Origin of the sequence: Shewanella carassii, from assembly GCF_019670705.1 — a bacterium.
In the GTDB taxonomy this organism is placed as follows: Bacteria; Pseudomonadota; Gammaproteobacteria; order Enterobacterales; family Shewanellaceae; genus Shewanella; species Shewanella carassii.
In genome coordinates this window covers 4,174,479-4,200,419 of record NZ_AP024618.1, presented here as the reverse complement: position 1 = coordinate 4,200,419, position 25,941 = coordinate 4,174,479, and the positions used below count along the sequence as shown (strand labels likewise).

Genomic DNA, 25,941 nt, shown 5'->3' with positions numbered 1-25,941 from the left:
ATGCGCTAGCCCGTCAAGAATATATTTTTCAAGTACTGAAATAATTCATTTTCAAATATTAAATTTTGTAAAATCGTTTTCTTGGTTTTAGTAGTTTGATTTCTAAAAAGTGTCAATGCTATCAGTGTCTTATGTTTTGTTCTTGCAGTCTTTTACCCGGTAGTTATTTGATGGCGATCAATTTTTCAATTGTCATTGATAGTAATAATTCGACTGCGCAGCAAGCGCGACTAAAAAACTAAAATGATGTTTTGGAGGGTTATATGGATACTTCAGTTATTCTGAGTTACGCCTTTGTCTATTTCGTTCTTTTTATTGCAGTGCCATTCGTGCTGGTGGTATTTGTGATGACTTGTATCAAGTTCTTTAAGACGGAAGAGACACATAATAATGAAGTGGTAAAACTTAAAAGTCGATTCTTTGACAACAAGAGTTTAGACTTTTTTAAATCTCTGAAATCTTTAACCAGTGGTCGATATGAAGTTTGCAGTAATGTCACCTTGGGTTCAGTGGTAGATATAGACTCACATGCCGCAGAAAGCCATGTCCGCCTGGATTATGTGCTGATAGATCAGAATTCTTCAGAAATCAAAATGGTGATTTCAGATTTCAGCGATGCTGAAAGTGCCAGCTCAAAGAGCCTGCTCGAAAAACTTAATATTCGCCTCATTGATATGAAGCGCTCCAATCCTCTGGACGCACAGCATCTTCAACAGGTGCTTGCGGCTTAAACCTGTAATAGAGGGTGGCGGCGTGAGCTGCCACCCTTGAGTCCCTGTAATATCCAAATTGAAATGTGAGGACCCGAGATGTCCAGTATTCGATGGCGTGCAATATTAGGCGCGGCCTCTTTGACCTGTTTGTTGGGGGTGAGCGGTATCGCCTCTGCCGAGACCGCGTTAAAAATCAATAGTGATCCCTGTGTGAAGTGCCATAAACGCAATGGTTTGATGCAGGGACATCATGGCCAGGATCAGCTCAATATGAGTTGTAGTACCTGTCATGGTGAAAAGGGTAAACATCCAAGAAAACCGAACGACCTGAGAGTTTTTACTCCCCATGAAGGGATCTCACCTGCGACCCAGAACGAGACCTGTCTCAAGTGTCACCAGCCACAGAAATTGGCTGAGAAAGAGTGGACCCACAACGTCCATGCCGACAAGTTGAGTTGTGCCGCCTGCCACAAGCTGCATCCATTGGACGATCCAATGAAACAAGCAACAGGCAAACAGCACAGCAAGTTGTGCCTCGATTGTCACAAGGTCAACTAAGAGGGGAGAGTAATGGAAAATTCCAGAAGACGTTTTTTAAAAGGGGGCTGTGCCCTGATGGCCGGAGCCTCTCTTTATCCATTGAGTGGCAATGAGGCGGTTGCCAGCGCCGATCATGATTCAGGCGTTAACTATGCCTTGCTGCATGATGAAACCAAGTGTATCGGCTGTAATGCTTGTAGTGATGCCTGCCGGGAAGTTAACCAGGTTCCCGAAGGGGTCTCGCGGTTAGAGATTATTCGCACTGGTCCTTATGGCGAGTACCCGAACCAGTTTTATCACTTCAGCCGCAAGTCTTGTCAGCACTGTGAAGATGCGCCTTGTGTCAATGTCTGCCCAACCGGTGCGGCGTTCAAGGACAAGCAGACCGGCATTGTGACTGTGGATGCCTGGAAGTGTGTCGGTTGTCAGTACTGTATTGCCGCTTGCCCTTATCAGGTGCGCTTTATTAACCCTGTTACCAAAGCAGCCGATAAGTGCGATTTCTGCCGTGAGACTCAACTCAAGCAGGGCAAACAGCCGGCCTGTGTGGAAGCCTGTCCGACTAAGGCCTTGGTGTTCGGTAATCTGAAAGATCCAAGTTCAGAAGTGGTACAGATGATCCGGGCCAACCCAACCCAGAGATCCAAAGTCGATCTCGGTACCCGACCCAAGATGTTCCGAATAGTGGCCAAGCAGGGGGAGATTAAACTATGAGCCCTTTTCACTTTGATACTTTGGTATGGCACTGGCCCATTGCGTTCTATCTGTTTTTCGCCGGGGTTTCGGCGGGCGCCATGTTCTTTGCCGTATTGTTGAAAAATTTGTGCTTGAAACAGGATGCCTGGCGTTCAGGTTTTGTCCAGGCCGCTTGTTTGGTGGCGCCGCTGACCGTGATGGCGGGGCTGGGGATCTTGGTTATCGACCTGACCAAACCATTCCATTTCTGGAAGATTCTGGTGTTCTATAACCCCACTTCGGTGATGTCTGTCGGGGTGATGATCCTCATGGTTTACATGGTGTTCATGTTCGCCTGGATCGCCATGGTATTCCGTCAGGTCATTGATAACTGGTGTGAGCAGCGTTTCCCAGTGGTGCTTAAAGTGACCGGCTTTTTGGCCAAGCATGAACCCAGCTTAACAGGTTTATTGGTGATCTTCTCTTTAGCGCTGGGCGCTTATACCGGCTTCCTGCTGTCGGCTCTGCCTGGTTATCCCATGCTGAAGAATCCGGTATTGCCGTTGCTGTTCCTGGTCTCTGGCCTGTCTTCCGGTGCGGCGGCGTCTCTGCTCGGTGGTGTACTGCTCAAGGGTAACCCTGACGGTAAGGAAGTGCACTTTATTCACAAGATAGAGATCCCACTGATCCTGGTGGAAATTGCAGTGATCTTCACCTTCTTTATTGGTTTGGTACTGACTGGAGGTCAAAGTAAGGTTGCGGCGTTCAATGCTATAGGTGAAGGCTTCTGGGGCTGGGTATTCTGGCTCGGTATCTTGGGTTGTGGCCTCTCTATTCCATTAGCCATGAACCTGTTTATGACCGCCACGGCCAAGCGTAAATGGTCTTATGTGGCTGCGACAGCAACCCTGAGTCTGTTGGGGGTCATTTTGCTGCGCCACTTCATCCTGTACACAGGACAAATGACGATTGCTTAATCCCCATAAAAGGAAAAATGTGATGTTGAAAAAAATGATTCTGATGATGGCTCTGGGTTTTTCAGGTTCACTGCTGGCTGCCCCAATTGCCGATACCCACACCGACATGTCTGGTTGTGAATCTTGCCACCAAGATGGCACGCCTTCTGCCGACTATGCTTTTGAAAACGAGCAATGTGCTTCCTGTCATGGTGACATGAAGTCACTGGAAGGCGATTCACACAAGAAGCATGATGGTGTGCTCACTTGTACTGACTGTCATACAGCCCACGAAGAGAAAGATCCTGCCGCTGGCTGTAAAGATTGTCACTAATAAGAAGTTAAGGATACGGCGGCCTTGGTGTTAATAAAAAGTTCCGTCGTATCCTGAAGCAACGTTGCTACGTTGCTGACAAGGAAGTGATTGGGCAGGAAGCCATCTTGTTATTGCGCTGTTGACGCATTTCCCGATCCTCCACGGGACTCGCCACCTATTGAGCACGCGGGTGGCTTTTCTTGGTTTTAGTTCACTGATTATTAATCCACTCGCTCATCACCACATGGGTCTTGATCTTCACTATCTCGGTATGAGTGTCTATATATTCACGGATCTCGTGCAATCGCCGCATCGAGGGCGTTTTGACGAATACCAGCAGGTCCATGTCGCCGGAGATCCCGTGACAGGTGACGACCTCCGGAATTGCATGAAACACATGTACCACATCGCTGCAGCGGGGACATTTGTGCTGAATTTCGAAGTAAGCACTCACAGCTTCTTTCTGCGATTCGCTGAGCAGCAACTGATAACCCCGGATCACCCCGTTTTGTTCGAGTTTCTTGATCCTGTCCGAGACGGCGCTGCGGGAAAGCGATACCTCGGTCGCCACATCTGAAATACTTCTGCGGGCATTTTTCTTTAGCGCATTGATGATTGCTTTATCGAACTTATCCATGATTCCTGACGTTTTGCGTGTTTTTTATTGATTTGCCGTCATTTTGTCGGTTTAAAGCAGTATTTGACGGAAACGAATGACAGAAAGTCTGTCGGAGAACGACTATACTGGCGCCATTCAAGATACTGATAATTTAACAGATGAATCAAGTTACAGGAACAATCGGACGCTGGCAGGGTGCTGGCTTAATGGCCACCACATTGTTGGGTACCGGGGTGTTTATTTTGCCGCAGATGACGGTCGACAAGGCAGGTAGTGGCGCCTTGCTGGCTTGGGCCCTGTTGACCCTGGCCATTATTCCGGTGACCCTGGTGTTTGCTCGTCTGGCTAGCCGCTTTCCTCACGCCGCCGGCCCCGCCTATTTTGTCGAACGAGCCTTTGGCCGCACCCTGGGCCGCACCATAGGCCTGAGCTTTTTGATGGCTGTGCCTATCGGCGCGCCTGCCGCTATTTTGATGACTTTCCAATTCGTTAACGCGCTGGTTCCCGTGTCCGGCTGGGTTCAGGTGGGCTGTGAACTCTTGGTTCTACTCGGGCTTTGGCTATTGAATCTCAGGGGTATTCAGGTGTCGGCCAAGGCGCAATTTGCCCTGACGCTGGGGATTGTGGCCGTGGTGGTGATGATGTTCGGCGCCGGTGGTGCCAAGGCCGGTGAATTAGTGTCCTTGACCGCTCATTCCACTCCCGACTATGACGGCGTGATGCTGGCGATAGGCATCGCCTTTTGGAGTTTCCTCGGTGTGGAGGCCATGACCCACTTGGCCAACGATTTCCGGCGCCCGGATCGAGACTTGATCCCCGCCATGGTGATAGGGGTGATTTTGGTCGGCGCGGTTTATCTGGCTTGTACCTTGCTGCTATTGCTGGTGGAAGTGGACACCAAGGTCGCCATGATAGGCGCATTCGATACTCTGCTCGGTGGGTACGGGGCTCAGGTGATAGGTGTGCTGGGGATCGCCAGTGGTTTGGCGGCGGTTAACGTCTATGCCGCCAGTGTATCGCGGCTGCTTTGGAGCTTCAGTACCGAGGGAATATTGCCGGCCTGGTTCCGTGAGCGCAATAGTCACCAAGTGCCGGTCAGAGCCTTGTCGGCCGTGTTGGGTACCATGGCGGTGGTGATAGTGCTGACCTATGTTTCCGGCCAACAGCTTGAGCAGCTGATTGCCTGGAGTAACGGAGTATTTGTGGTGATCTATTTGTTGTCTATGTTGGCGGCCATCCGTTTACTGAGCAAACGCTACCTGCCTTTGGTACTGCTCAGCTGTGGGCTCTGTGTGTTGCTGGCATTTGCACTCGGCAGCGCCATGGCCTACGCCTTGGGTTTGCTGTGTGTGCTGGCCGTATTGCTAACGTTGCAGCAGCAGTGGCAGAAACGCCAATTACCGCCGGTGATCCCGATGCAATAGCGGATAGAGCTTAGCCGACTCTGCCAGCCATGGCCTGGTTGCGTAGTTGGATCAGCTCTGAGTGTTTGAGATACAGCAGATCGGCGCAGCGGCGAATAATCTGGTCTTCGTAGCGGCACAGTTCGCCATCGGCGTAGGCCACGCGCCACATCGCCAGGATCAGTTGCTGCTTCTGCTCCAGCGTAAAGCTATCGTTGATGGCCGAGGTGAATTCAAACAGTGAGGTGGCATCGTGTCGGCTCTGTTTGGCTTCGACTATCAACTCGGCAGCCGCTTCGGCGGCTATGCCCAGCGTCTGTTCCAGGAGTTCGGGTAACAATTGGGATTCTGTGCCGGACATCTCCTCATCGGCATAAACCACTTCCAACAACATGCTGGCGGCCGCCAGTTCCAGTTGTTTCTGCTGTTCCTGTGGGGATTTGCTCTGTTGATGGGCATTCAAAAACTGTTTGAGTTTGGCGATCATAAGTGTCTCTTGTCAGTTGATTCGGCGAGGCGAACGGCATCTGGCCACATATCAGCAGGCCCTGAATCGAGCTTATAGACCTAGGCAGCCATGCTTTTTTAGACTCTATCAGTGGCAGCGGGTTCCCACTGCCGCAGGGATCGCTTTACAGCAAAGAACCCAACCCCTTCATCAACAGGTCGGCAGTGCCTTCGCCACCGCTGCTTTGTAGGTAGTTTTTGACTATGTCTATCATGGGCGCTGCCAGCTCTTTGGAGATCCCCAGTTTGGCGAAGGCATCATAGACCATGGCGCTGTCCTGCAACGAGTTACCCAAAGATCCGGCCTTTGACAATAGACCCGTCATCCCTGAGTTACTATCCAACTTGGGCGCTGCGGCGAGCAAGCCGTCAATACCGGGAATACTGGCGGCAATGGGAGAGAAAGACTCTTGTCCCAGAGAGGTCTTGGCCAAACCGAGCAGGCTGCCAAGCCCTCCCTCGGCCTGGGTCTGGGTTAGCCCCAGCTGTGACATCACAGAACCAACCAACTCGCTGTTTTGAGTGGCGCTCTGGCTATGGGTGACCGTTTCGGCTTGTGCCTGGGTGTCGCTGGTGAGTTTGTCGAACCAACCGGCCTGCGCCGGGGAGCTCAGGAGTGGGCAGAGCATTAGGGTTGCGGCTATATAGGCTTTCATTGTTGTTTTCCTGGATATATTCAAGATCGTCAGGAGCGTATTTTAGCTTTATCTGTAACAACTGATCATCGCTTTTACGTGATTGGCCGGGGTTTTGCCATATTTCATTTGTGCATTGAGGTGGGAATTTGGGTATCCTTGGCGTCTATCCAGGTCCTTTAATTACAACTTTTTTGGGAAAGCTGCATGTCTCTGTCTGCCATCCTGACCGAAGCTTATAACTTCTTTCGTAATCATATCGTTCAGCTGGCGATGCTGACCGGCCCACTGCTGTTGCTGCAGGTGGGTATTCAAATTTGGCTTGGGGCCGAAATCCAAGGCGCCGACCCCCAGAATCCACAATTCGGTACGCCACACATGTTGGCGGTGATTGCCCTGATGGTGATCTTCTCTGTGCTGATTGCCGCGTTGACACTATTTATGGAGCTGCGCACCGAAGGGATGCAGCCCAGCACGGGGCAAGTGCTGAAAGCCAGTCTGGTCTTTGTGCCTGGGCTGATGCTGGCCGGAGTGTTTTCTGGCATGGCGATAGTTGCACCGACTATGATCCTCGCCGCCATAGGGCCGGTATGGATCCTGGGGCTGGGGATCAGCCTCTACCTGTTTGCCCGTTTGGCTTTTGTTAACTTTATGGTGGTGGCCGAGCGGTTGACGCCATTGCAAGCGATCAAGGCCAGTTTCGAGTTCAGTCGTGGTCTTACCGGTAAGACAATGTTGGTACTCTTGAGCTATTTCCCACTATTGATCATGGGGAGTGTGCTGTCGCAATTGGGGCAGGCCGGTGGTATGCCGCTGCAGTTGTTGGTAGATACCTTCGTGGCTTTCATTGGTTTGTTTGTCAATGTGGCCTTATTCCGTCTCTATCGGGTTGCCCGCAAGGGCAGAACCTGAACTCGATGTCTGTGAGGTCAGCCTGTGCTGGATGATGTTGCCTTTATAGCCAGTGTGTCGGAAGACTTGGCCCGGGAGTACCGCACAGCCAAGCGCTACGTGCAGGATGTGCCAACCCAGGCACTTCTGCATGTTCGCAGTTTCGCCCATAGACTGACCGAGCTTCTGGCCGCCCCGGCCAGGCTCAGTTTTGATAGCCCCAACCTTTACGATAGGATCGAACAGCTCAATCGTCAGCGGTTGATCGATGTGCGCATCACCCGTGCATTGCACCGCCTGCGGGCCGATGGTAACCGCGGCGCCCATCCGGAAAAATTTCACCTCACCGAAACTCAATTGCTGCAACTGGCTAAAAAAGCCATCGGCGATCTGCTGAAATTGATGGAGCTGGCTTACCCTAAACTGAAGGGCCGGGAAGCGCCTGAATATCACTTCGATGACTTTGATCTGCAGGCCGGACGTGAACTCTGCTACCGAGCCGTAATGGAGGATGATGCCGAGGCGCAATATCTGTTGGGGATGGCGCTCAAGAATCGGGCGCTGATCGCTCGTGGTCAGGAGCAGGCGCTGCAGGATAAGGCTGACGAGTCGCTCGCGGGTGACTCGGCGCGAATGCTGGCCAAGGCGGCATATTGGTTTGCTGAAGCATCAGCGAGCGAGCCCAAGGCACTATTCGAACAGGGGGTTGCCCTGATCCACGGTTACAGTGGCGAAATAGATATTGCCGCCGGGCAGCGGGCGATTCGTCAAGCCGCCGAGGCTGGCGTGACCGATGCCATGGCTCTCATGGGTTACTTCTATCTGGTCGGCAGTGGTGAGCTGGCTAAAGATGAGACCGAGGCTGAGCGTTTCCTCAGTGCTGCTGCCGCCAATGAACAATCTGAGGCGATGGCCAATCTCGGGGTGCTTTGTTATCAACGCGGTCAGCTGCAACAAGCCTTTGAACACATAACCCGGGCGGCCAGAGCCGGGGATCCCCACGCTCAGTATCACCTTGCCTTGATGTTGGCCCGAGGCGAAGGCTGTGAAGCCGACCCAGGCGCCAGTGAACAATGGCTCGCCGAGGCGGCGGAGCAGGGACAGCTCGATGCCATGTTGGCGCGAGCGCAGCATATGCTCAACGATGACACCGCCTTTGGCTCAGATCTGTCCCAGGCAGAGCGTTATTTACGGCAGGTTATCCGCTACGGTCACAGTGTGACTGCCATGATTGAACTGGCGATAGCTCTGACCGATGGTTGCCTTGGCCGCATAGACGTAGTGGAGGCTGTTGCTTGGTTGCGTCTGGCGCGGGATCGCGCCGATGAACGTGAGTTGGAAGTGATAAGGCCCTTGTGGCAGTCACTGCAACAACAGGTCGAGAGTGTACTTCGACTGAGCCAGTCGGCAGAAGAGCGGCGTGCCCTGAAGCGGGCACAGGAGCTACTGGCCGATTAGTCCGGTTCGTGCTCTATGATACGGCCCCTTGGGCTCAAGCCTGAATCCCGGCACAGGTTGGGATCCAGGTCGTAGAGATCTCTTTGTCTGCCTCTTTGGCGGCATTGGTGAATGCTGGCCAACTGGCGTTTCAAATAGCTGCGACCAAACAGAGCCAGACACAGCAGCGTAGTTGCCGCCAGGATCAACACCAATGGCACAAGCAAGAGTGCCAGACTAAAGGCACTGAGACTCAGCAGTGCTCCCATCAAGGTTCTGGGATTGAGTGGCTGAATCTGCGCAAACTGTCGGTACATTTTTCTTCCTCCGGGCTTGGCCTGGGCCTTAGTGTGACCTCGTCCTGAGCTCAGGTCACGTTAAATCTGCTTCATTATTCATCATGTTTAATGCGACTTTATTAAGAAAGCGTTAAGAGGCTGGCGTTTGTCGCATAATTTTTATTCATCCAGTCGGGTTTAAAACTCAAACTTGATTTTTTGTTGAAAAATTGACCTGTTTCACAACTAATTGTGAACTAACACTCAGCCAAATCAGCAGAATATGCGATTATTCCGCCACCCCCAAGGGGAGCTCCCCAAAAGAGAGTTGGCCTTTTCTACAAAATCGGATCCCGCTGAAAATGAAATTCCGTTCACTGAAACACAAGTTGCTGGTGTGTGTGGTACTGGCATTGACTCTGGTTGTGGCAGCACTTTCCTGGCAAAGTTACAGCAGTCAAAAAACACAACTGTTGCAAACCGGCCAACAGGAGTTAAAGCGTATTGGTGATATGCAGGCGCAGCGTATTACCGAATGGTTGGCGATTCGCACCAATGTGGTTTCGACCTTGAAGGACTATATCAGCGATGACTTTGTGCCAGCGCTGCAACAGGCGAGGGCGGCCGGTAAACTGGAATCGGTTTACTTCGGTGGCAACGATGGACGAATGCAAGATGCCGACCCCAGTGTGGACAACAGTCATTACGACCCCCGCAGCCGCCCTTGGTACCGAGATGCTATGGCTAAAGGTCGAGCCATTATTACCAAACCCTATATTGATGCCGGTTACGGGACTCTGGTTGTGTCTTTGGCACAGCCGACCGCTAAAGGGGTGATAGGGGGGGATTTGGCGATCGATACCCTGGTGACAGAAGTGAATCGCATGGCCATCCCGGCTGAAGGCTTCGCCATCATGATGCATAACGATGGTACTGTGATAGCTTACAAGGATAACGGCAAGGCGATGCGTCCGGTCGTTGAGATCGATAATGACTTAGGCGCAGGCATTCTGGCCAATATTCAAAAAACGGCGCAGCTACAATCCCTGTATTTTGACGCCGATGGCCGGGAAAAACTGGTGTGGGCAACAGCCATCCCGGATACCGATTGGCAACTCTTGCTACTACTGGATAAAGCAACGCTTGAAGCCCCTCTTGGCAAACTGCTTTGGACCCAGGTCGGCCTGGCGGTGCTGGTGCTCTTGGTCAGTATTGCAATTATCTCCTGGTTTATCGGGTTATTACTGGCGCCGCTTGGGCGAGTATCCCAGGCTTTGGCGAGGATTGCCGATGGTAATGGCGATCTGACTCAGAGGATCACAGTCGACAGCAATGATGAAGTGGCCGAGCTGGCCGACAACTTCAACCGTTTTGTCTCGGCGCAGCATCAGCTGATTAGCCATATACGTCAGTTGGCGGCCGAACTGGATCTGGATGCCGAGCGGGGATTGAACACCACTCAAAGCACGGTGACTGAGCTGCAGAGGCAGCAGCAGGAAGTCGCTATGGTGGCAACCGCCGTCACCGAGATGGCCAGTGCCACTCAAGAGATTGCGACCAACGCCGAGCTGACTGCCACCGCGGCGCAGCAATCCTCATGCAGCTCGCAGCAGGGCAAGAGTCTGGTGCTGCAGACCCGTGACTCGATCCACTCCTTGGCCGAAGAAGTGGGGCAAACTACCGAAGTGATCAACGAACTCAATCGTCATGCCTTGGCCATCAGCGGTATTCTTACCGCGATTCAGGGGGTGGCCGAACAGACCAATCTATTGGCGTTGAATGCTGCGATTGAGGCCGCTCGTGCCGGCGAACAGGGTCGCGGCTTTGCCGTAGTGGCCGATGAGGTGAGAGTCTTGTCTCAACGAACCCAAGATTCAACGGCTGAAATTCACGCGACTATCGAAGCATTGCAGCAAACCACGGCCAGAGCAGTGGCCTCTATGGAAAATAGTCGCCAGATGGCGGGACGCAGTGTCGGTGATGCCGAAGAGGCCAGTAAGGCGCTGGAAGAGATTGCCATTGCGGTGGCACAGATTTCAGATATGGCCGGGCAGATAGCCACGGCGGCAGAGGAACAGACTCAGGTAACAGGGGAGATCACCCAAAACACCACGGCCATCAAGGATGTTACCGATGAGATCACCGCTATCGCCATGGACGATCTCGAGCACGCCAAGGCGCTCAAGGTGTGCGCGACCGATCTCAATGCCAAGGTTGCGACCTTCATTCTATAATCACACCGAGCAAAAGGCCGCCACTCAGGCGGTCTTTTTATCGCTCATGCTGTCACCAATTAACTGCCGCATCCAGCGGTGGCCTGGGTCATTGTTATTGCGCTCATGCCACAGCAACACATAAGCCATGGGCAGAAAGTCTATCGGCAGCGGCAATTGTTGCAACGAGTAGAGCTTGCAGGCGTGCAAGGCAAAGCTTGAGGGCAAGGTAAACACCAAGTCACTGTGGGCACAAATACTGGCAGCACCATAAAAGTCGGGTACTGTGGCGCTCAGGCGGCGATGATGACCAAGCTCCGCCAGAAAATAGTCCAGCGCCCACCAATCGTTGCCTTCACACCGCACCTGTACATGGGGCAGTGCCAGATAAGCCGCTAGATCCCAGACCTGATTCTTCTCGGCCTGCAAGGCCGGATGCCCTTGGCGTACTAGGCATACCTGATGATCCTGGAATAGGGTTTGGTACAGGATCCCCTCCGGCAACTGGTTGAAGTGAAAACTGGAGTTGGGCTGCAGATCCCGTCCCGAAATTCCCAAGTCTATCTGTCCCTGTTGCAGTGCCTGCATCGATTTCTCGGTCCAGACGTAGGAGTCGAGCCTGAGATTGGGCGCATTGTTGAGTAAGCGACCGATAAAACTGGGTAACAAGGTTTCATAGGCACTTTCTACCATGGCGAGCGAGAATTGCCGGTTGCTGCTGGCCGGGGTGAATACCGGTGGTTGAGTCAGTTGATGCAAACTCTGTAAGGCGATAGGCAGATGTTGTGCTAACTGTTCGGCGTGAGCCGTCGGTTTGAGGCCGTGGGCGGTACGTTGGAACAGAGGATCGCCCAGCATCTCACGCAGGCGGTTGAGGCTCTTGCTCAATGCCGACTGACTCAAATGTAACCTATTGGCGGCGCGGGTCACGCTGCGCTCTTCAAGCAATATCTGCAGTATGACCAGCAGATTAAGGTCGATACGAGCCAGATTATCCAGATTCACTATGATATTCCCCAAGGGAAATTACATTGTGAGATTATATCATTTCTTTTCATACCAGTGGCTCATTAAAATGTGCCCCATCTTAGTTTTCACTCAGGATTGAACGACAACCTATGGCAAAAAACCTCCTGCCTATGCTGATGGCCATGGTGCTGCTAAGCCCCCTGGCTATCGATATCTATCTCCCCTCCTTGCCGACCATGGCGAGTGAATATGGCGTCAGTGCGGGTGACGTCCAGTCTACGCTGGTGCTTTTCCTATTCGCTATGGGGCTGGGGCAGATCCTCATAGGTCCTTTGGCCGACCGATTTGGCCGTCGGCCTGTGGCATTGGGAGGAATAACTTTCTATGTACTCAGTGCGCTATTGGCTGTGGTAGCCATGGAGTTCGAATGGTTACAGATTGCCAGGGTATTGCAGGGGTTGGCCGCTTGTTCCACTTCGATAGTGGTGTTCAGTGCGGTACGTGATTGTTATAAACCGGCCGAAAGTGCTCGCATCTACAGCTATCTCAATGGCGCGATCTGTGTGATCCCGGCATTGGCGCCGACACTGGGTGGGGTGATGGCATTGCATTTCGGTTGGCGTTCCACCTTTATGTTGATGGCGCTATACGGCTTGGTAATGTTGTTGCTGGTGGGGATGCGTTTTCCTGAAACTCGCCCCGAGAATACTATCAGTAGCGGTCCACTGTACCGTTGGGGTCGTTATCAGCCGGTGTTGGCCGAGCGGCACTTCTTGTTTTATGCCTTCTGCTGCATGGCGGGAATGGCGTCAATATTGAGCTATGTGTCTTATGCCCCTGTGTGGCTGATTGGTCATTTGCAGATGTCAGAGTTGGCATTCAGCGGTCTGTTTGGCCTCAATGCCTTGGTCAATATCATCGCCTGTTTTGCCGCGCCAGTGGTCACCAAACGTCTTGGAAATCGCGCGACTGTGGTGTTTTCTCTCTGGTTGCTGTTGGCCTCGGCCGCGATACAACCGGCGTTGCAGATCTACGGTCCTCAGCAAGGCATGGCTGCTGCCATGAGTTTTATGTTGCCCATGATGTTGCTGTGTGTCGGTTTCGCCTTCCTGTTGGGGCCAGCCACCAGCATGGCGTTGGCGGCCTTCGGTGAGCGCGCCGGTACAGCGGCGGCCTTGCTCGGTTTCATTCAGATGAGTGGCGCCTCCTTACTGGCTGGCCTGGTACAACAAACCGACCTCAGCGCGCCCTTTGCAGTGACACTGGTGATGGGCAGCCTATCTATGGTTTTGCTGCTGATCATGGCCCAGAGTCGTTTCAACGCCTGGCATCAAGAACAGTTGGTGCATCACTGAGTTTCAACAGATTTAAGCATCACCCTTGGCCCGTTGCAGTTGACCGCTGCTGCGGGCATTTTTTTGTTTTAAGGGCAGCATAGATGACAGTCTGCAGTGGCAGTTGAGTCATGAGGCTTGTGTTACCATTGCGGCCTCCGTATTGTGGTCATCTCACGCCTAATGCCGTCTGGAAACTATTGGCCTTGAGAGAGGAATCATGACTCGTGCTTACTGTGAACAATGTGGTTATCCGCAAACCGCCTGTGTTTGTGGTGCCGTAGCAGCCATTTTTCCCCGCAGCCAACTGTGGATATTGCAGCATCCTTCTGAGGTGGAACACGCCAAAAACAGTGTGCGCCTGTTGCAGTTGGCTGTGCCGGATGCCCGGGTGATAGTGGGCGAAACCGAGGCGGATTTTGCTGCGCTGAGAGCCGAATTGACCGGGGATAGCCTGCCGACTTTCTTACTCTATCCCTCTGATGAGAGTCTGCCACTGCCAGCTACCGTTGCATCTGAAACGGTGCGGCTAATTTTGCTGGATGGCACCTGGCGCAAAACCTTGAAGATGTTTCGGCTTAATCCTTGGCTACAGGCGTTGCCCCAAAGACATCTGCCGCTGGCGGTGCCGACAGCGTATTGCATACGCAAGGCCAGCCGCAGCGATAGTTTATCGACGCTTGAGGCCGCGGCGGTGGCATTGTCTCAGCTGGAACCCGGGCTGGATGTGACCCCGATGCACGACTTACTGGCGGAGTTGGTTGAGCAGAGATTGCGGCGGATGCCACCCAAGGTAAGGGAAAGATATTCCAGATAGATGATTGATCTCTAAGGAAATGAAATAAAACTGCGGCCTATGATGAAAACTCTGTATAGATCACGACATTTATAGGCCGTTATGGTTTTAATTAACCCACATCATCATCCCTGATGATGGAGTGGGACTGTCGGCGAATCGCTTTTTGCAGGGGAGTGGTTGCAGAAGATTTCTGTTGCCGACAGTCCTGTTTCTCTCTGGTTTACCCGGAATTATTACAGTTGAAAATGGGCCAGGGTGAATTGCTCAGGATGCAAGGGGTAACCGAAAAAGAACCCCTGCGCCAGCCCATCGCCCATCTGCCTTACCAGATCATTTTGATGCGCCGTTTCTATCCCCTCGGCAACAAAGTTAAGCTCCAGCGCCTGAGACAGCTGCACTATGGCCTGACACAGACGTTTACCCTTGGGGTGCTGTAGTTGTTCGGCAAATTCACCGGCTATTTTTAGGCCATCCAGGGGCAGGCTGCCCAGACGACTCAATGATGACAGCCCGGTTCCGAAATCATCGAGGACGATTCTAACGCCCAGTGCTCTGAGCTGTTTGAGGGTTTGTTTTGCCTGGTGTGGATGACCCAGCAGAGCCGATTCGGTGATCTCTAAAATCAGTGCATCGCTGGGTAGTCGGTGGCGTTGCAGCGCCGACTTTACCTGCTGATAAAAGTCCAAGTGTTCCAATTGTAGCGGCGAGATATTGACCGAGATAACAAAGTCGCTGTCATGTTGCCGCCACAGCGCCAGTTGCCGACAGGCTTGCTCGACCACCCAGTTACCGATAGAGACTATCAGCCCAGTTTCCTCCAACAGGGGGACAAAGTCGGCGGCCTCCAATAATTCATGTTTATTTTTTTGCCAGCGCAGCAGGGCTTCCGCTCCCGCCATACTATGGTCTTTGAGCCTGACTATGGGCTGGTAAAAGAGGCATAGTTGCCCCAATCCCAGGGCATGACGCAGATCGCCGAGCAGTTTGAGCTTATGTTCGGCGGCTTCACTCATGGAGCTGTCGTAGAAATTGATATGGCTGGCACTGCGCTTGGCACTGTACATGGCCGTATCGGCTTGACTCAACAGCTCGGATGATTCTATCTCGTGTTCCCCAAAGATACTGATCCCTATGCTGGTACCCAGGTAGAACTTTTGTCCTTCCAGTTCGAACGGTGTTTCGAACAGCGCCAGTATCTGTTGGGCAAAATGATAGATCTCCTCCCGGTTCTGGCAGTTTTGTAATATCAGGGTGAACTCATCGCCTCCCATGCGGGCAATATCTGCCCGCTCCAGGCAACCGGCTTCCAGCCTGGCCGCAACCAGTTGCAGAATTCTGTCGCCCATGGAATGGCCAAAACTGTCGTTGACGTGTTTAAAGCCGTTGAGGTCGAGAAACATCAGGGCGCCGATGTTGCGATTGCCTAGCTCTAGACTATGACTGATGGCGCTGCGTAATTTACGCTTCAAATGGCGGCGATTGGGGAGTCCGGTCAGCATATCGAACATGGCCTGTTCTGTTAGGCGCGACTCCAGTTGTTTACGCTCGCTGATATCATTGAAGATGGTGACCAGATAACTGCCAGAATCGGTCTGCAACTTGCGGCTGCTCTGCCAAGCCGGGAAATGACTGCCATCCGCGCGGGTGTGACGGACCTCTCCTTGCCAGAAGTCCCTTTGAGCCAGCGCCATGCGGCACTCTCTCTGTTTGGGATCATTCTCGGTTTCAATGACTTGTAAACTTTTCCCTATTAAGTGTGTCTGGCTGAAGCCACAGAGGCGGCACAGCGCCCGATTGACCGCAAGAATTTTCCCGGCGGTATCACTGATGACAACGGCTTCGGCACTTTCTTCAAGGATCCCGGACAAGACGCTGCGAGGCAGTAATCCGAAAATGTCTTGGTTTTCCCTCTTGGTATTATCGTGAGACGCCAGGGATTCGAAACGCACCAGAATCATCTTGTGACTATCTATTCTGACCGGCTCCAGATAGAGGCGGGTGGGCAGCTCTTTGCCGTGGCGATTGAGATGCAACCAATCCCAAGTTTGCGATTGTTCCGTGGCGGCCTGCAGTAGTTTTCGGGCCAGCTCTATGCTGCATTGCCCATCAAGTTGCAGTCTGGGAGCAAAGTCATAGAGAGTCGCATCGAGAATTTCCTGATCCACACAGGCGAAATAATTCAAGGCTGCCTGATTGGCGGCGAAAACTTTGCTCCCCTTGAACAGTGCCAGAGGTGTCGCGTGTGGGTCGCTATGCCAGAGTTGCAGTTGGGGGGCGAGTTTTGCATCGGCCACCAGCATCTGCAGCAGTTGTGTCCATCGGATCATCCGGGATACTCCCTTGTCATTCTCTGCTGAGAATCCTTTCCTTTTGAAGTTGTTATTCCATTCCTTTGGTTTTAACACTTAACAGCTTTACTTTGTGGCTCAATCAAAATGTCGTTTTGTTGCTAAAAGTATCTATTATCAGTCAAACTGGTGAAAAAATGTGTGATAGTCCTAGAAAGATGGATTTTTGTACTCTCTAAGTTGAGGGATTTTATGAAGAGGTTACTGCTGTTATTGGGAATGGGGTTTGCCTTTGGTACGACGGCCACCGATTTGACGCAGCTGAGTGAAAAGGCCAGTGAAGATGCCCGGCGCCTGGAACAGGAACAGTTGGAAAAGGCCAGAGCCGCCGCCAAGGAAACTGCCGAGCGGGAGCAAAAGGTGCTCAAGCGCCAGCAATCCGGTGATTGGCAGGAGGAGCAGAGGCTGAAGGCCAGTCAACAGTTTGATGAGAGGGCGCAGCGGGAACAGAAATACCTGCAGGAAGCCAAAGAGGCGGCGGCCAAAGAACGTCAAATTGAACCGCCTAAGATGAAGAAGCTGAAACAAAAACAGATAGAGCCCTAAGTGAAAGCCGTTCACACCTTTACTTACAAAATATGCTAAGTCAGTGACACTTGTTACTTGATTTGCAGTGCTTTTTTACCCGATATTGGATCTTTTGAAATCAGCAATCAGCCAAGGAGCGACCCAATGAAGCGTACGCTGACCGCCCTGCTGATGTCAGCCAGCCTTCTTGGGGCGGCGACAACGCAGGCGACCACGGCCGAAGATATTCAGAGTTTTACCCTGAATAACGGCATGAAAATCATGGTATTGGAGGATTCATCCATTCCCAATGCCAACATGTATCTGTTTTGGAAGGTGGGTTCACGCAACGAGGTGCCCGGGATCACAGGGATCTCCCACTTCTTCGAGCATATGATGTTCAATGGCTCCAAGAAATACGGCCCCAAGATGTTTGACCGCACCATGGAAGCGGCCGGTGGCGCCAACAACGCCTACACTACTGAAAACGTGACCGTTTATACCGACTGGTTCCCTTCCAATGCTCTGGAAACCATTTTTGATCTGGAAGCCGATCGGATTGCGGCGCTGGATATCAATGCCGAGATGGTAGAGAGTGAGCGCGGCGTAGTTGCCTCCGAGCGTACCACAGGGCTGGAAAACTCCAACTGGCGTACCCTGCAGGAAGAGGTAAAAGGTGTGGCCTTCAGGGCGCATCCCTATAGCTGGTCTGTGATTGGCCATGAATCTGATATTGCAGCCTGGACCTTGGAAGATCTGGTGCAGTATCACAAGACCTACTATGCCCCCAACAATGCGGTTGTGGTGATTGCCGGTGACGTTAAGCTGGCCGAGGTCAAGCGTCTGGCCCAGCGTTACTTTGGCCCTATCCCGGCGCAAGAGCCACCCAAGGCGGTGAAGACAGTCGAGCCGCTGCAAAAAGGGGAACGACGGGTCTTCGTCAAGAAAGAGTCTGTCAGCACGCCCAATATCATGCTGGCCTATCACGTACCGGCCACCACCAATAAAGACTATTACGCGCTGGATCTGCTGACCTCGATTCTGAGTGAAGGTAATAGCTCGCGCCTCTACAAGGCTTTGGTGGACAAGCAGTTGGCGATTGCCGCCGAGACTTATATGCCCATGTCTTTTGACCCCAACCTGTTGTACATCCTTGGGGTGGCGGCCCCAGGCGTCAGCGCCACCACTCTGGAGCAGGCATTGATCGAAGAGGTCAACCGTATTGCCCGTGACGGCGTTAAGGCTGAAGAGTTGGCAAAAGCCAAAAATATCAAGCTGATGGATTTCTATCGTAGTATGGAAACCATCAATGGCAAGGCCAATACCCTGGGCACCTACGAACTTTATTTCGGTAGCTTCGACAAGCTGTTCCAGGCACCGGATGCCTATAACCAGGTCACAGTGGCCGACATTCAAAGGGTGGCAGAAACATACCTGCGCCGTGCCAACCGCACTGTGGGGGTACTGGCTGCACAAGAGGAGGCGGATCAATGAGCAAGGTTTTTTCTCTCAAGGCCTCTCTGGGCGCAGTGGCCATTGCCGCAGCCTTGATGGTTTCAGGTTGTCAGTCTACCCAGGTGAAGGTGAGCCAGGATACCGGCCACTTTGTACTGCCAACTTATGAAAGAGTCACTCTGGATAATGGCCTGACGCTGATGCTGATGCCGCAGAAAGAGGTACCGCTGATCACCCTGAACGCCGTGGTGAAAGTCGGCAGCGTCAATGACACCACAGCAGGTGTGGCAGAGGTGACGGCTCAGGGCTTGTTGCTTGGCGCCGCCGGTCGCACCAAGGCCAGCATAGAGCAGGAGGTGGACTTTCTCGGTGCCAGTCTGAATGCCGATGCCGGCCGTGAGGGCAGTTACCTCAGTGCCGATTTTATGGCCAAAGATGTCGATACCATGCTGGGATTGTTTGCCGATGTGCTGACCCTTCCCGACTTTGATGCCACCGAGTTTGATAAACTCAAGAGCCGCAGAGTCGCCGAGCTGGCGCAGGAGAAAGAGAGTCCCAAGTCCGTGATTGGGCGCTACTTCAACAAGTTAGTCTTTGGTCAGCATCCTTATGGCAATGCCACTTCGGGAACCAGCGAGTCTGTGTCCCAGTTGACGGTCAACCAGCTGAGAGCCTTCCACAAGGGCTACTATCAACCGGCCAATACCGCTATCAGCGTGGTGGGCGATTTCGACCCGGCGCAGATGAAGGCCAAGCTGCAGGCGGCATTCGGTCAATGGAGCAACAGTGAATCGCTGCGTGCCGTTGACCTCAAGCAAGGGCTGCCGACTCTGTCTGCCAGCCGAGTCTTGCTGGTGAATAAGTCGGACGCGATAGAGACCACCTTCACCATAGGTGGCCTGGGTGTGACTCAGGATAACCCTGACTATGTGGGCCTGACTGTGGTCAACACCATACTCGGTGGCCGTTTTACCTCCTGGCTCAACGATGAGCTGAGGGTGAATGCCGGTTTGACCTATGGCGCGCGCTCGGGTTTCGTTCCCTATCGTGACTCAGGGGTGTTTATGATCAGTACTTTCACCAAGTCGGCTACTACAGAGGAAGCCATTGACTTGGCACTCAAGACCTACAGTCGCCTGTGGCAGAAAGGGATAGATCAGCAGACTCTGGATTCGGCCAAGGCCTACGTCAAAGGCCAGTTCCCGCCCAAGTTTGAAACCAGTGGCCAGTTGGCCGGTCTGCTGTCAGACATGTACTTGTACGGTTTTGATGAGTCCTATATCAATCAATTCCAGCAACGGGTGGATGGACTGACTCTGGCGCAGACCAAGCAGTTGGTCGATAGCTACTTCCCCAAGGATAAGTTGCAGATGGTGCTGATTGGCAGCGGCGACAAGATAGCCCCGATAGCGGCCAAGTATGGCGAGGTGACCCGGGTCGATATCAAGGATGTCGGTTTCGGCGGTTAACCCGACCAACTGGATCATAAAGCCACCTCAATTGAGGTGGCTTTTTACATCATTCTGCATCCGCGCTTTTACTTTGGGGCTTGAACCTCACACAAGTTCAGCCTGCGTTTGTCGTGAACGACAAACAGCCTGTCATCCATAAAGCTGACCTGAGCCTTGGCCGGTTTGATGTCACCGAGACTTTGAACCTGGGTTAGTGCCAGTTCAAAGGCGCTTTGATCCTCGGCCAGTGGATGACACTCGAAGCGATTGTTGCCCTTGGTTCTTAACCACAGCTGTGGCCCACAATGGCTGAAACGGGCGCTGCCAGGCGCCAGAAGGCGAGACGATTGCAACAGCAGATCTTTTTCCTGACCACTGCCGAGCATTTTGGAAAGCTTGCCAAAGAGGCTGTCCGGCAGGCCATATCTGTACTCTGCCAATATCGTCTCTTGACTGTCCGCTGCAGACTGCCCCTGACAGAGGCAGAAAATCTGCCTGTCACAGACCTGGATCGCTTCAAGCCAGTGTGGGCTGCCTGGCTTTAAGGCGGTGAGCTCAGGTTCGTCCGGCTCCTTGTATCTGTTGACCAGGTGACACTGATCATCCTTGATAAATAACCAGGAAATGGCTCGGCCCTTACGGGTATTGGGGGAACTCATTCGTAGCAGCAGTTGATTGTCATCCAGCGGGCAAAGCTGCAATGGCAGAAAGTGGAAGTGTTGCTGTTCCACAGTCATGGAAAGCACATCCGGATTGGCAAAGGGATAGTGCTGCGCCTGATCTTCTGCCAGCGACTGCCAGATCCAGAGCCCGGTTTCATCCACCAAGGTGAGTTGTTGACGCCAGAGGCAGACCTGGGGATGCCCCTTAAATTGAGTGAGATCCAGCAGCAAGCTGGGGGAGTCCGCCTCGGTAGGCCAAATGGCCAGCAGCGGCTTACGCTCTGACTCGTCCCACAGCGTCAGCGCCAATAGCTGCGGTGCCAGGAAGCGTGCGGCCTCCAGCAACCAGCCTTTGTGGTTGAAATCCCACTCTCTGATGATACGGCTCTTGAGTCTGTGCATGAGAGCTCCGGCAATAACAGCATTGGCATTGATTGTCGCAGAAACTGTGCAATAGATCTGCTACGAAAACAGAAATTTATCGGCTTGTTTATCGGGAAACTTTGTTCTGATCCAGGCGCGGTTCGACTGTGGGATTTGGCGGAGTTAAAAAGCTCCCGGGCACTAACACATAGTCACGATACCGGGTTGCCGTTTGCCGACCGCGCCAGGTAAGAGGCAAAAGGCGTTTTATGTCCTAAACTTCTTTATGCCTGCCACTCAGCCACAGAGATCCCCATGACAGATAACAAGCCGCTCGAAACGCCCACGACTCTGGATTCACTCGATTCGGCCCAATGGCTGCATATCTCGGAAACGGTAAAACTCCTGTTGTTGTCGATAGCCCAGATAGAGTTGACCCTGACTGACGGTGAACACAATGTTACCGGTCTAGGGAGCCTGTTTACCGACATGGCGGAGCAATTGCGTGAGGTGAATGCTTGGTTGGAAACTCAGGAGAATACTCCGGCCGAGATCCGCGATCATGGCCGCCATCTGGCCGGTAAGGTTAATGAAGGCATCATAGCTTTTCAGTTCTATGATCGTCTGTCACAAAGGCTCAACCATGTGGTGACCGGGCTGGCGCTGACTGAAGAAGTTTTGCGTGATGAGCATGGCCGCACCTCGGAACATGCCTGGAAAATGTTACAGCGTACGATTAAGTCGACATACTCGCTGGACTGTGAACGCAAAATGTTTGATCTTGTGCTGCAGGGAATGCCACTACACGAGGCTTTGAGCCAGTATCAAGATGAACATCTCAAGCACAACAGCAACCATATCGAACTCTTTTGACTTTCTACGCCTGTTTATTATTTCCCTGGCTCTGGCCTGGCAACCCGCCTGGGCCGGCAAGGCCTCCTTTAGCCAATTCTGTGAAGCGCTCAATGGCCATTGGCAGGGGGATGGCGCCCAAAGCGGACAAACACCTAAGCAACTCAGCCTGGATGCCATCTGCAGTAAAGACAAGCGTCAGTTGTTACTCAGCGTCAGTGAAGGGGCACGCCATCCCCTAAGTGAAACCTGGTGGTTCAGAGACCAAGACCCCAGCGTGGGGCTCTGGTACTTTGACGGTGTGACCGAAGAACGCTTTCAATCCTTCACCCTTTACCATCAGGGCGGCGGATTTTCCCTGCTGGGAGAAGGGCAGTCCGGTGGACGTCCGGCGCTGATCCAACTGCTATTCGAAGCCGACAATGACGGCTGGCTCTGGCGCCAGAATTTGCATTATCTGGATGAGGACTCGGATAGCTATCGAACCTACAGAGCCATCTCACTGCAACCTCGCTGATTTATATGGCGCCGCTGAAACCCTGTTGACGCCATGCTTCATAGCTGATGATAGCCACTGCATTGGAAAGATTCAGGCTGCGGCTAGAGGGCACCATAGGGATCCTCAATCTGTGCTCTGCAGCAATGCTCTGCAATATTTCCTGAGGCAGGCCGCGAGTCTCGGGGCCAAACAAGAGCACATCCCCTTGCCGATACTCGAGTTCAGAATGTGGTCGGCTGCCCTTGGTGGTGCAAGCCAAAATGCGTTTGCCTGCCATGGCCGCGAGAAAATGCGGAAAATCCGGGTAACGGTTTACTCGGGTCAGATCGCCATAATCCAGCCCGGCCCGGCGCAGTTTTTTCTCTTCCAGATCAAAACCCAAAGGTTCTATCAGGTGTAGCTCGCAGCCGTTGTTGGCGCAGAGACGGATAATGTTGCCGGTATTGGGGGCGATTTCGGGTTCATAGAGGGCGATGTGGAACACGGGTTGACCTTATTGCATGCAGATTGGGACATTATACCATTCCGCAACGGAGTGTTCCCCTCTCAGTGAGAATGCAAAGTCGCTAGAAAGTAAAAAAGCCCCTTAAGGGGCTTTTTCGGATGAGAGATGCTTACATCTCGTATTTGACAGTCAGGTAATAGAAGCGGCCTATGTTGTCATAGCTGGCACTGCCTGCACCTGTACCAGTAGTGCTGCCTGGCAGATCACGGTCGAATGCGTTGTCTATCCCGAGACCGAACTCCAGACCATTGTCCATGGTATAGGTGGCATACAGGTCGGTAACACTGTATGAACCATAGCTCATGACATTGGAGTAAGGCACGTCATAGTTGGCGCGGAACTGTGGTGTATACAGATCTACCGAGTCCAGATAGCGTGTCTTCCAGTTCAGGTTCCAAGCATCATAACTGTAGTTCAGTACCAACTGACCTTGCCACTGTGCTTCACCTATTGTGCCGGCATACTCTTCATAATCGGAGGAATCATCCTGGAAGGGATATTCGTTGCGCTCGATCAGATAGGTACCCAGTAGGTTGGTGCGCAGGTCGCCGCCAAATAGCGGGAAATCATAACCGATTTCGAAGTCGACCCCTGAGGCTTCCTGCTTGGCTATATTCTGCACAATCTGAGTGATGTTAGTGATCTCGTGTGAGGTCGCGTCACGGGTGAGCAAATCACAGTATTGGTTGTTGATCCCTGTGGGGGAGTCGATACAGCGATCGATAATATCCTGAGCAGCGATATTGGCGATAGCATCTGTGATTTCAATGTTCCAGTAATCCACCGTCATCACCAGACCTTCAACGAATGAAGGCTGATAAACCAGACCGACTGTGTAGCTGTCAGACTCTTCAGGCTCCAACTGGTCATTACCACCGGAAACCCCTTCGAGGGTGGCGCTGTCATAGCTGGAATCGAAATCAGTTGGTACCCCGAGTGCGGCGCAGTTGGCAGCACGAATCGCTCGCTGCTCTGGAGTTACCTTGGCCAGTTCGCTAGTTTTACAGGTGTCATCAACATTGAAGAAGTTCTGACCTTGGGCACCATAGTATTCGCTGATGTTAGGGGCGCGCAGAGCGGTAGACAGAGTCGATCGTAAACGCAGCGAATCTATGATGGTCCAGTCCAGCCCCAACTTCCAGCTGGTGGCATCGCCAATAGTGGAGTAGTCGGCGTAGCGGACCGCGCCATCCAGAGTCAGGTTCTGGATACCAGGCAGGTCTTCCAGCAGTGGTACAGATATCTCGGCATAGATTTCTTTGACATCGAAATCACCGCCTTCACTCTGCAGGGCGTTGAAGAAGGTGGCACCGGTGGCGGCAAACGGGTCTTCGTTGTTCTGACTCTTTTCCTTGCGGTATTCGATACCGGAAGCGAAACCTACCATACCGGCAGGCAGCTCAAACAGGGCAGAGTTGGACATAGAGCCGCCGATTACATACTGCTCGATTTTGAATTTACCTGTAGTGGTAGTACTGAACCAGTCGGCAGCTTCGCGGGTTACCGCTCCGTCACCAAACAGATTGACGGGCACACAACCTGCGGCCTGGGCATCTGTGTCACGACAGACAATTTCGCCGCTGACCGGATCGCGAATAGCATCGACTGACTGCTGGAAATTTTTATAGATCAAGTTGTTGTAATTGGTACGGGTCTGCTCTGTCTGACCATAGATGGCGTAGGCTTCCATCTCCCAATCTTCCAGCACTATACCATTTAGACCGAGCACATACCTTTGGGTGGTACGCTCATCATCTTCGGTGCGGGGACCCAGATCCGACATAAAGCGGTTGACTACCACAGAGTCTGAGCCGACCTGATCCATCAAAGCGCCCAGTTCATCGGAAACGTAGGGGTTATCACGGGTTACTGTCGTATAATCATCATTGAAGAAGAAGAACGCCGGCTGCCCTGAAGTGGTGGCATTGGTTCGGCTCCACTTGGCTTCAAAATAACCGTTCAGGTTATCGGTAAAGTCATAGTTAGTCTTAAAGTTGATGGTGGTACGATCAAACTCTGGCTGCAGTTCTTCCCACTGACGCAGGTTGATATAGTCACAGCCCTCACCGGCACATTTTATACCGTCCGTGATTTCACCTAGACCAATAGTTTTCGGAGTACCGTCCGGGTTGAAGCTATAATAACCCGGTGTGCCGCCATAGAAGCCAACAACACCGGCATTATTGATCCCCCAGTAACCGGCATTTGGCAGCAGCTGCTTAACAGTGCTGTCATCGATAGTATTATTGAGCTCGCTCCAAGAAACCGCTGTTTGGTCACGTTCCAGCATTCCGAGGCGATCTTGCTGTGAGTATTCGACCGAGATAGCCGCGTTACCGCGATCATTATCAAAGTTGGAACCATAGGCCAGACTGAAGCGCTGGTTATTGTAGTCGCTGTCATCGGCAATACCGGCGGCGGCAGAGGCAGAGAAGCCTTCAATCTTCTTCTTCATCTTGAAGTTAACAACACCGGTAACCGCATCGGCACCATAAATGGCCGAGGCACCCCCCGTGATGATTTCAACACTATCGACCCACTCGGTTGGAATGGTGTTCACGTCGACAGAGGATGTACCTGGGCTACTGGCCACATGACGCTTGCCATCGACCAGTACCAGAGTCCTGGCTGCGCCCATGCCACGCAGGTCCAACAAGTTCAGACCGGCAGTACCGATAGAGCTTCCCGAGTTGGCCAGTGAGTAAGTGTTTGCCAGAGCTGGCAGTTCGTTGAGTGCTTCACCTATGTTGACGGCCCCGGTTTTAATCAGAGACTCGCCCGAAATAACGGTAACCGGGCTGGGGGCAATAGCGCCCTCACGCATAATGCGTGAACCTGTTACCTGGATTTTTTCAATCTGCTGCTCATTTTGTTCCTCCGCCATGGCCGGAGAGGCCACTGCCAGAGAAGCAAAACCCGTTGCTGCAAAAAGTGAAAAGCGAATGGCGTTCGCTAACAATTTCTCTTTTAACATACCAACTCCCTATGAATTTGTTTCTATCTTGTTATTTATG

The 25,941-nt window shown here is 52.6% G+C and carries 25 protein-coding genes; 16 read left to right on the top strand and 9 right to left on the bottom strand.

What is annotated here, in order from left to right; genetic code table 11:
• Positions 1–263: 263 nt before the first annotated feature.
• The 5 genes from K5621_RS18790 (at position 264) to K5621_RS18770 (ending at position 3,218) form a co-directional block, all read left to right on the top strand.
• The gene (locus tag K5621_RS18790) at positions 264–731 is read left to right on the top strand and encodes a hypothetical protein (RefSeq protein ID WP_221050025.1); all 468 of its coding nucleotides are present in this window, start codon (positions 264–266) and stop codon (positions 729–731) included.
• Positions 732–809: 78 nt separating this feature from the next.
• Positions 810–1,271: a multiheme c-type cytochrome gene (locus K5621_RS18785; protein ID WP_100143341.1), complete on the top strand. Its 462-nt coding sequence runs from the start codon at positions 810–812 to the stop codon at positions 1,269–1,271.
• Positions 1,272–1,283: 12 nt separating this feature from the next.
• Positions 1,284–1,967, top strand: a complete 684-nt coding sequence (locus K5621_RS18780; protein ID WP_221050024.1) for a 4Fe-4S dicluster domain-containing protein — start codon at positions 1,284–1,286, stop codon at positions 1,965–1,967.
• Positions 1,964–2,905: a cytochrome c nitrite reductase subunit NrfD gene (nrfD, locus tag K5621_RS18775; RefSeq protein ID WP_100143343.1), complete on the top strand. Its 942-nt coding sequence runs from the start codon at positions 1,964–1,966 to the stop codon at positions 2,903–2,905. The genes K5621_RS18780 and nrfD overlap by 4 nt, the downstream gene beginning before the upstream one ends.
• Before the next feature lie 22 nt (positions 2,906–2,927).
• Positions 2,928–3,218: a cytochrome c3 family protein gene (locus K5621_RS18770; RefSeq protein WP_100143344.1), complete on the top strand. Its 291-nt coding sequence runs from the start codon at positions 2,928–2,930 to the stop codon at positions 3,216–3,218.
• A gap of 193 nt (positions 3,219–3,411) precedes the next feature.
• Here K5621_RS18770 and K5621_RS18765 read toward each other — a convergent pair whose 3' ends face one another.
• On the bottom strand, positions 3,412–3,837 hold the full coding sequence (locus K5621_RS18765) for an Lrp/AsnC family transcriptional regulator (RefSeq protein WP_100143345.1): 426 nt from the start codon (positions 3,835–3,837) through the stop codon (positions 3,412–3,414).
• 140 nt (positions 3,838–3,977) lie between these two features.
• Here K5621_RS18765 and yjeH point away from each other — a divergent pair, with 140 nt between their 5' ends.
• Positions 3,978–5,243 carry an L-methionine/branched-chain amino acid transporter gene (gene yjeH / locus K5621_RS18760; RefSeq protein ID WP_100143346.1) on the top strand — a complete coding sequence of 422 codons (1,266 nt, stop codon included), beginning with the start codon at positions 3,978–3,980 and terminating at the stop codon, positions 5,241–5,243.
• A 10-nt stretch (positions 5,244–5,253) separates the two neighbouring features.
• Here the strand turns inward: yjeH and K5621_RS18755 are convergent, their stop codons facing one another.
• Positions 5,254–5,709: a tellurite resistance TerB family protein gene (locus K5621_RS18755; RefSeq protein WP_100143347.1), complete on the bottom strand. Its 456-nt coding sequence runs from the start codon at positions 5,707–5,709 to the stop codon at positions 5,254–5,256.
• Between the two features lie 145 nt (positions 5,710–5,854).
• A complete protein-coding gene (locus tag K5621_RS18750) occupies positions 5,855–6,385 on the bottom strand; it encodes a DUF2780 domain-containing protein (protein ID WP_100143348.1) in 531 nt (176 codons plus the stop codon).
• A 186-nt stretch (positions 6,386–6,571) separates the two neighbouring features.
• Here K5621_RS18750 and K5621_RS18745 point away from each other — a divergent pair, with 186 nt between their 5' ends.
• Together K5621_RS18745 and K5621_RS18740 are read left to right on the top strand one after the other, a co-directional pair.
• Entirely contained in the window at positions 6,572–7,276 is a 705-nt protein-coding gene (locus K5621_RS18745; protein ID WP_100143349.1) for a hypothetical protein, read from the top strand.
• 24 nt (positions 7,277–7,300) lie between these two features.
• Entirely contained in the window at positions 7,301–8,713 is a 1,413-nt protein-coding gene (locus tag K5621_RS18740; RefSeq protein WP_221050023.1) for a tetratricopeptide repeat protein, read from the top strand.
• Here the strand turns inward: K5621_RS18740 and K5621_RS18735 are convergent.
• Positions 8,710–9,009, bottom strand: coding sequence for a hypothetical protein (locus tag K5621_RS18735; protein ID WP_221050022.1), 300 nt, complete (start codon positions 9,007–9,009; stop codon positions 8,710–8,712). The genes K5621_RS18740 and K5621_RS18735 overlap by 4 nt on opposite strands.
• Positions 9,010–9,332: 323 nt before the next feature.
• Between K5621_RS18735 and K5621_RS18730 the strand changes: the two genes are divergently transcribed.
• Positions 9,333–11,204, top strand: a complete 1,872-nt coding sequence (locus K5621_RS18730; protein ID WP_221050021.1) for a methyl-accepting chemotaxis protein — start codon at positions 9,333–9,335, stop codon at positions 11,202–11,204.
• 24 nt (positions 11,205–11,228) lie between these two features.
• Here K5621_RS18730 and K5621_RS18725 read toward each other — a convergent pair whose 3' ends face one another.
• Positions 11,229–12,188: a LysR family transcriptional regulator gene (locus K5621_RS18725; protein WP_100143469.1), complete on the bottom strand. Its 960-nt coding sequence runs from the start codon at positions 12,186–12,188 to the stop codon at positions 11,229–11,231.
• Positions 12,189–12,301: 113 nt separating this feature from the next.
• Between K5621_RS18725 and K5621_RS18720 the strand changes: the two genes are divergently transcribed.
• Together K5621_RS18720 and K5621_RS18715 are read left to right on the top strand one after the other, a co-directional pair.
• Entirely contained in the window at positions 12,302–13,507 is a 1,206-nt protein-coding gene (locus K5621_RS18720) for a multidrug effflux MFS transporter (RefSeq protein WP_221050020.1), read from the top strand.
• Positions 13,508–13,706: 199 nt separating this feature from the next.
• Positions 13,707–14,303 carry a tRNA-uridine aminocarboxypropyltransferase gene (locus K5621_RS18715; protein WP_221050019.1) on the top strand — a complete coding sequence of 199 codons (597 nt, stop codon included), beginning with the start codon at positions 13,707–13,709 and terminating at the stop codon, positions 14,301–14,303.
• A 215-nt stretch (positions 14,304–14,518) separates the two neighbouring features.
• Here the strand turns inward: K5621_RS18715 and K5621_RS18710 are convergent, their stop codons facing one another.
• Entirely contained in the window at positions 14,519–16,612 is a 2,094-nt protein-coding gene (locus K5621_RS18710; protein WP_100143355.1) for a putative bifunctional diguanylate cyclase/phosphodiesterase, read from the bottom strand.
• A 213-nt stretch (positions 16,613–16,825) separates the two neighbouring features.
• On the opposite strand from K5621_RS18710, the gene K5621_RS18705 reads away from it, so the two are divergent.
• The 3 genes from K5621_RS18705 to K5621_RS18695 all read left to right on the top strand — a co-directional run bounded on the left by K5621_RS18705 (position 16,826) and on the right by K5621_RS18695 (position 20,064).
• Positions 16,826–17,179 (top strand): hypothetical protein, encoded by a 354-nt coding sequence (locus K5621_RS18705; RefSeq protein WP_245003113.1) that lies wholly within the window; start codon positions 16,826–16,828, stop codon positions 17,177–17,179.
• Positions 17,180–17,305: 126 nt separating this feature from the next.
• Positions 17,306–18,634 (top strand): M16 family metallopeptidase, encoded by a 1,329-nt coding sequence (locus K5621_RS18700; protein WP_100143356.1) that lies wholly within the window; start codon positions 17,306–17,308, stop codon positions 18,632–18,634.
• A 56-nt stretch (positions 18,635–18,690) separates the two neighbouring features.
• Complete coding sequence (locus K5621_RS18695) at positions 18,691–20,064, top strand: M16 family metallopeptidase (protein ID WP_425332474.1); 1,374 nt, start codon at positions 18,691–18,693, stop codon at positions 20,062–20,064.
• 68 nt (positions 20,065–20,132) lie between these two features.
• Here K5621_RS18695 and K5621_RS18690 read toward each other — a convergent pair whose 3' ends face one another.
• Positions 20,133–21,110: a hypothetical protein gene (locus K5621_RS18690; RefSeq protein ID WP_221050017.1), complete on the bottom strand. Its 978-nt coding sequence runs from the start codon at positions 21,108–21,110 to the stop codon at positions 20,133–20,135.
• 276 nt (positions 21,111–21,386) lie between these two features.
• Here K5621_RS18690 and K5621_RS18685 point away from each other — a divergent pair, with 276 nt between their 5' ends.
• Both K5621_RS18685 and K5621_RS18680 read left to right on the top strand, forming a co-directional pair.
• Positions 21,387–21,944: a hypothetical protein gene (locus K5621_RS18685; protein ID WP_100143358.1), complete on the top strand. Its 558-nt coding sequence runs from the start codon at positions 21,387–21,389 to the stop codon at positions 21,942–21,944.
• A complete protein-coding gene (locus tag K5621_RS18680; RefSeq protein WP_221050016.1) occupies positions 21,901–22,440 on the top strand; it encodes a hypothetical protein in 540 nt (179 codons plus the stop codon). The genes K5621_RS18685 and K5621_RS18680 overlap by 44 nt, the downstream gene beginning before the upstream one ends.
• A 1-nt stretch (position 22,441) precedes the next feature.
• Here K5621_RS18680 and K5621_RS18675 read toward each other — a convergent pair whose 3' ends face one another.
• Together K5621_RS18675 and K5621_RS18670 are read right to left on the bottom strand one after the other, a co-directional pair.
• Entirely contained in the window at positions 22,442–22,906 is a 465-nt protein-coding gene (locus K5621_RS18675) for a tRNA (cytidine(34)-2'-O)-methyltransferase (RefSeq protein WP_221050015.1), read from the bottom strand.
• A 130-nt stretch (positions 22,907–23,036) separates the two neighbouring features.
• The gene (locus K5621_RS18670) at positions 23,037–25,901 is read right to left on the bottom strand and encodes a TonB-dependent receptor plug domain-containing protein (RefSeq protein ID WP_221050014.1); all 2,865 of its coding nucleotides are present in this window, start codon (positions 25,899–25,901) and stop codon (positions 23,037–23,039) included.
• Positions 25,902–25,941 lie beyond the last annotated feature (40 nt).

Coding starts and splice junctions, on each gene's coding strand:
- K5621_RS18690 (WP_221050017.1), bottom strand. CDS start 21,110: ATGCACAGACTCAAGAGCCGTATCATCAGAGAGTGGGATTTCAACCAC.
- K5621_RS18685 (WP_100143358.1), top strand. CDS start 21,387: ATGACAGATAACAAGCCGCTCGAAACGCCCACGACTCTGGATTCACTC.
- K5621_RS18745 (WP_100143349.1), top strand. CDS start 6,572: ATGTCTCTGTCTGCCATCCTGACCGAAGCTTATAACTTCTTTCGTAAT.
- K5621_RS18785 (WP_100143341.1), top strand. CDS start 810: ATGTCCAGTATTCGATGGCGTGCAATATTAGGCGCGGCCTCTTTGACC.
- yjeH (WP_100143346.1), top strand. CDS start 3,978: ATGAATCAAGTTACAGGAACAATCGGACGCTGGCAGGGTGCTGGCTTA.
- K5621_RS18710 (WP_100143355.1), bottom strand. CDS start 16,612: ATGATCCGATGGACACAACTGCTGCAGATGCTGGTGGCCGATGCAAAA.
- K5621_RS18700 (WP_100143356.1), top strand. CDS start 17,306: ATGAAGCGTACGCTGACCGCCCTGCTGATGTCAGCCAGCCTTCTTGGG.
- K5621_RS18695 (WP_425332474.1), top strand. CDS start 18,691: ATGGTTTCAGGTTGTCAGTCTACCCAGGTGAAGGTGAGCCAGGATACC.
- K5621_RS18680 (WP_221050016.1), top strand. CDS start 21,901: ATGAACATCTCAAGCACAACAGCAACCATATCGAACTCTTTTGACTTT.
- nrfD (WP_100143343.1), top strand. CDS start 1,964: ATGAGCCCTTTTCACTTTGATACTTTGGTATGGCACTGGCCCATTGCG.
- K5621_RS18770 (WP_100143344.1), top strand. CDS start 2,928: ATGTTGAAAAAAATGATTCTGATGATGGCTCTGGGTTTTTCAGGTTCA.
- K5621_RS18670 (WP_221050014.1), bottom strand. CDS start 25,901: ATGTTAAAAGAGAAATTGTTAGCGAACGCCATTCGCTTTTCACTTTTT.
- K5621_RS18730 (WP_221050021.1), top strand. CDS start 9,333: ATGAAATTCCGTTCACTGAAACACAAGTTGCTGGTGTGTGTGGTACTG.
- K5621_RS18715 (WP_221050019.1), top strand. CDS start 13,707: ATGACTCGTGCTTACTGTGAACAATGTGGTTATCCGCAAACCGCCTGT.
- K5621_RS18765 (WP_100143345.1), bottom strand. CDS start 3,837: ATGGATAAGTTCGATAAAGCAATCATCAATGCGCTAAAGAAAAATGCC.
- K5621_RS18750 (WP_100143348.1), bottom strand. CDS start 6,385: ATGAAAGCCTATATAGCCGCAACCCTAATGCTCTGCCCACTCCTGAGC.
- K5621_RS18790 (WP_221050025.1), top strand. CDS start 264: ATGGATACTTCAGTTATTCTGAGTTACGCCTTTGTCTATTTCGTTCTT.
- K5621_RS18720 (WP_221050020.1), top strand. CDS start 12,302: ATGGCAAAAAACCTCCTGCCTATGCTGATGGCCATGGTGCTGCTAAGC.
- K5621_RS18735 (WP_221050022.1), bottom strand. CDS start 9,009: ATGTACCGACAGTTTGCGCAGATTCAGCCACTCAATCCCAGAACCTTG.
- K5621_RS18705 (WP_245003113.1), top strand. CDS start 16,826: ATGAAGAGGTTACTGCTGTTATTGGGAATGGGGTTTGCCTTTGGTACG.
- K5621_RS18755 (WP_100143347.1), bottom strand. CDS start 5,709: ATGATCGCCAAACTCAAACAGTTTTTGAATGCCCATCAACAGAGCAAA.
- K5621_RS18780 (WP_221050024.1), top strand. CDS start 1,284: ATGGAAAATTCCAGAAGACGTTTTTTAAAAGGGGGCTGTGCCCTGATG.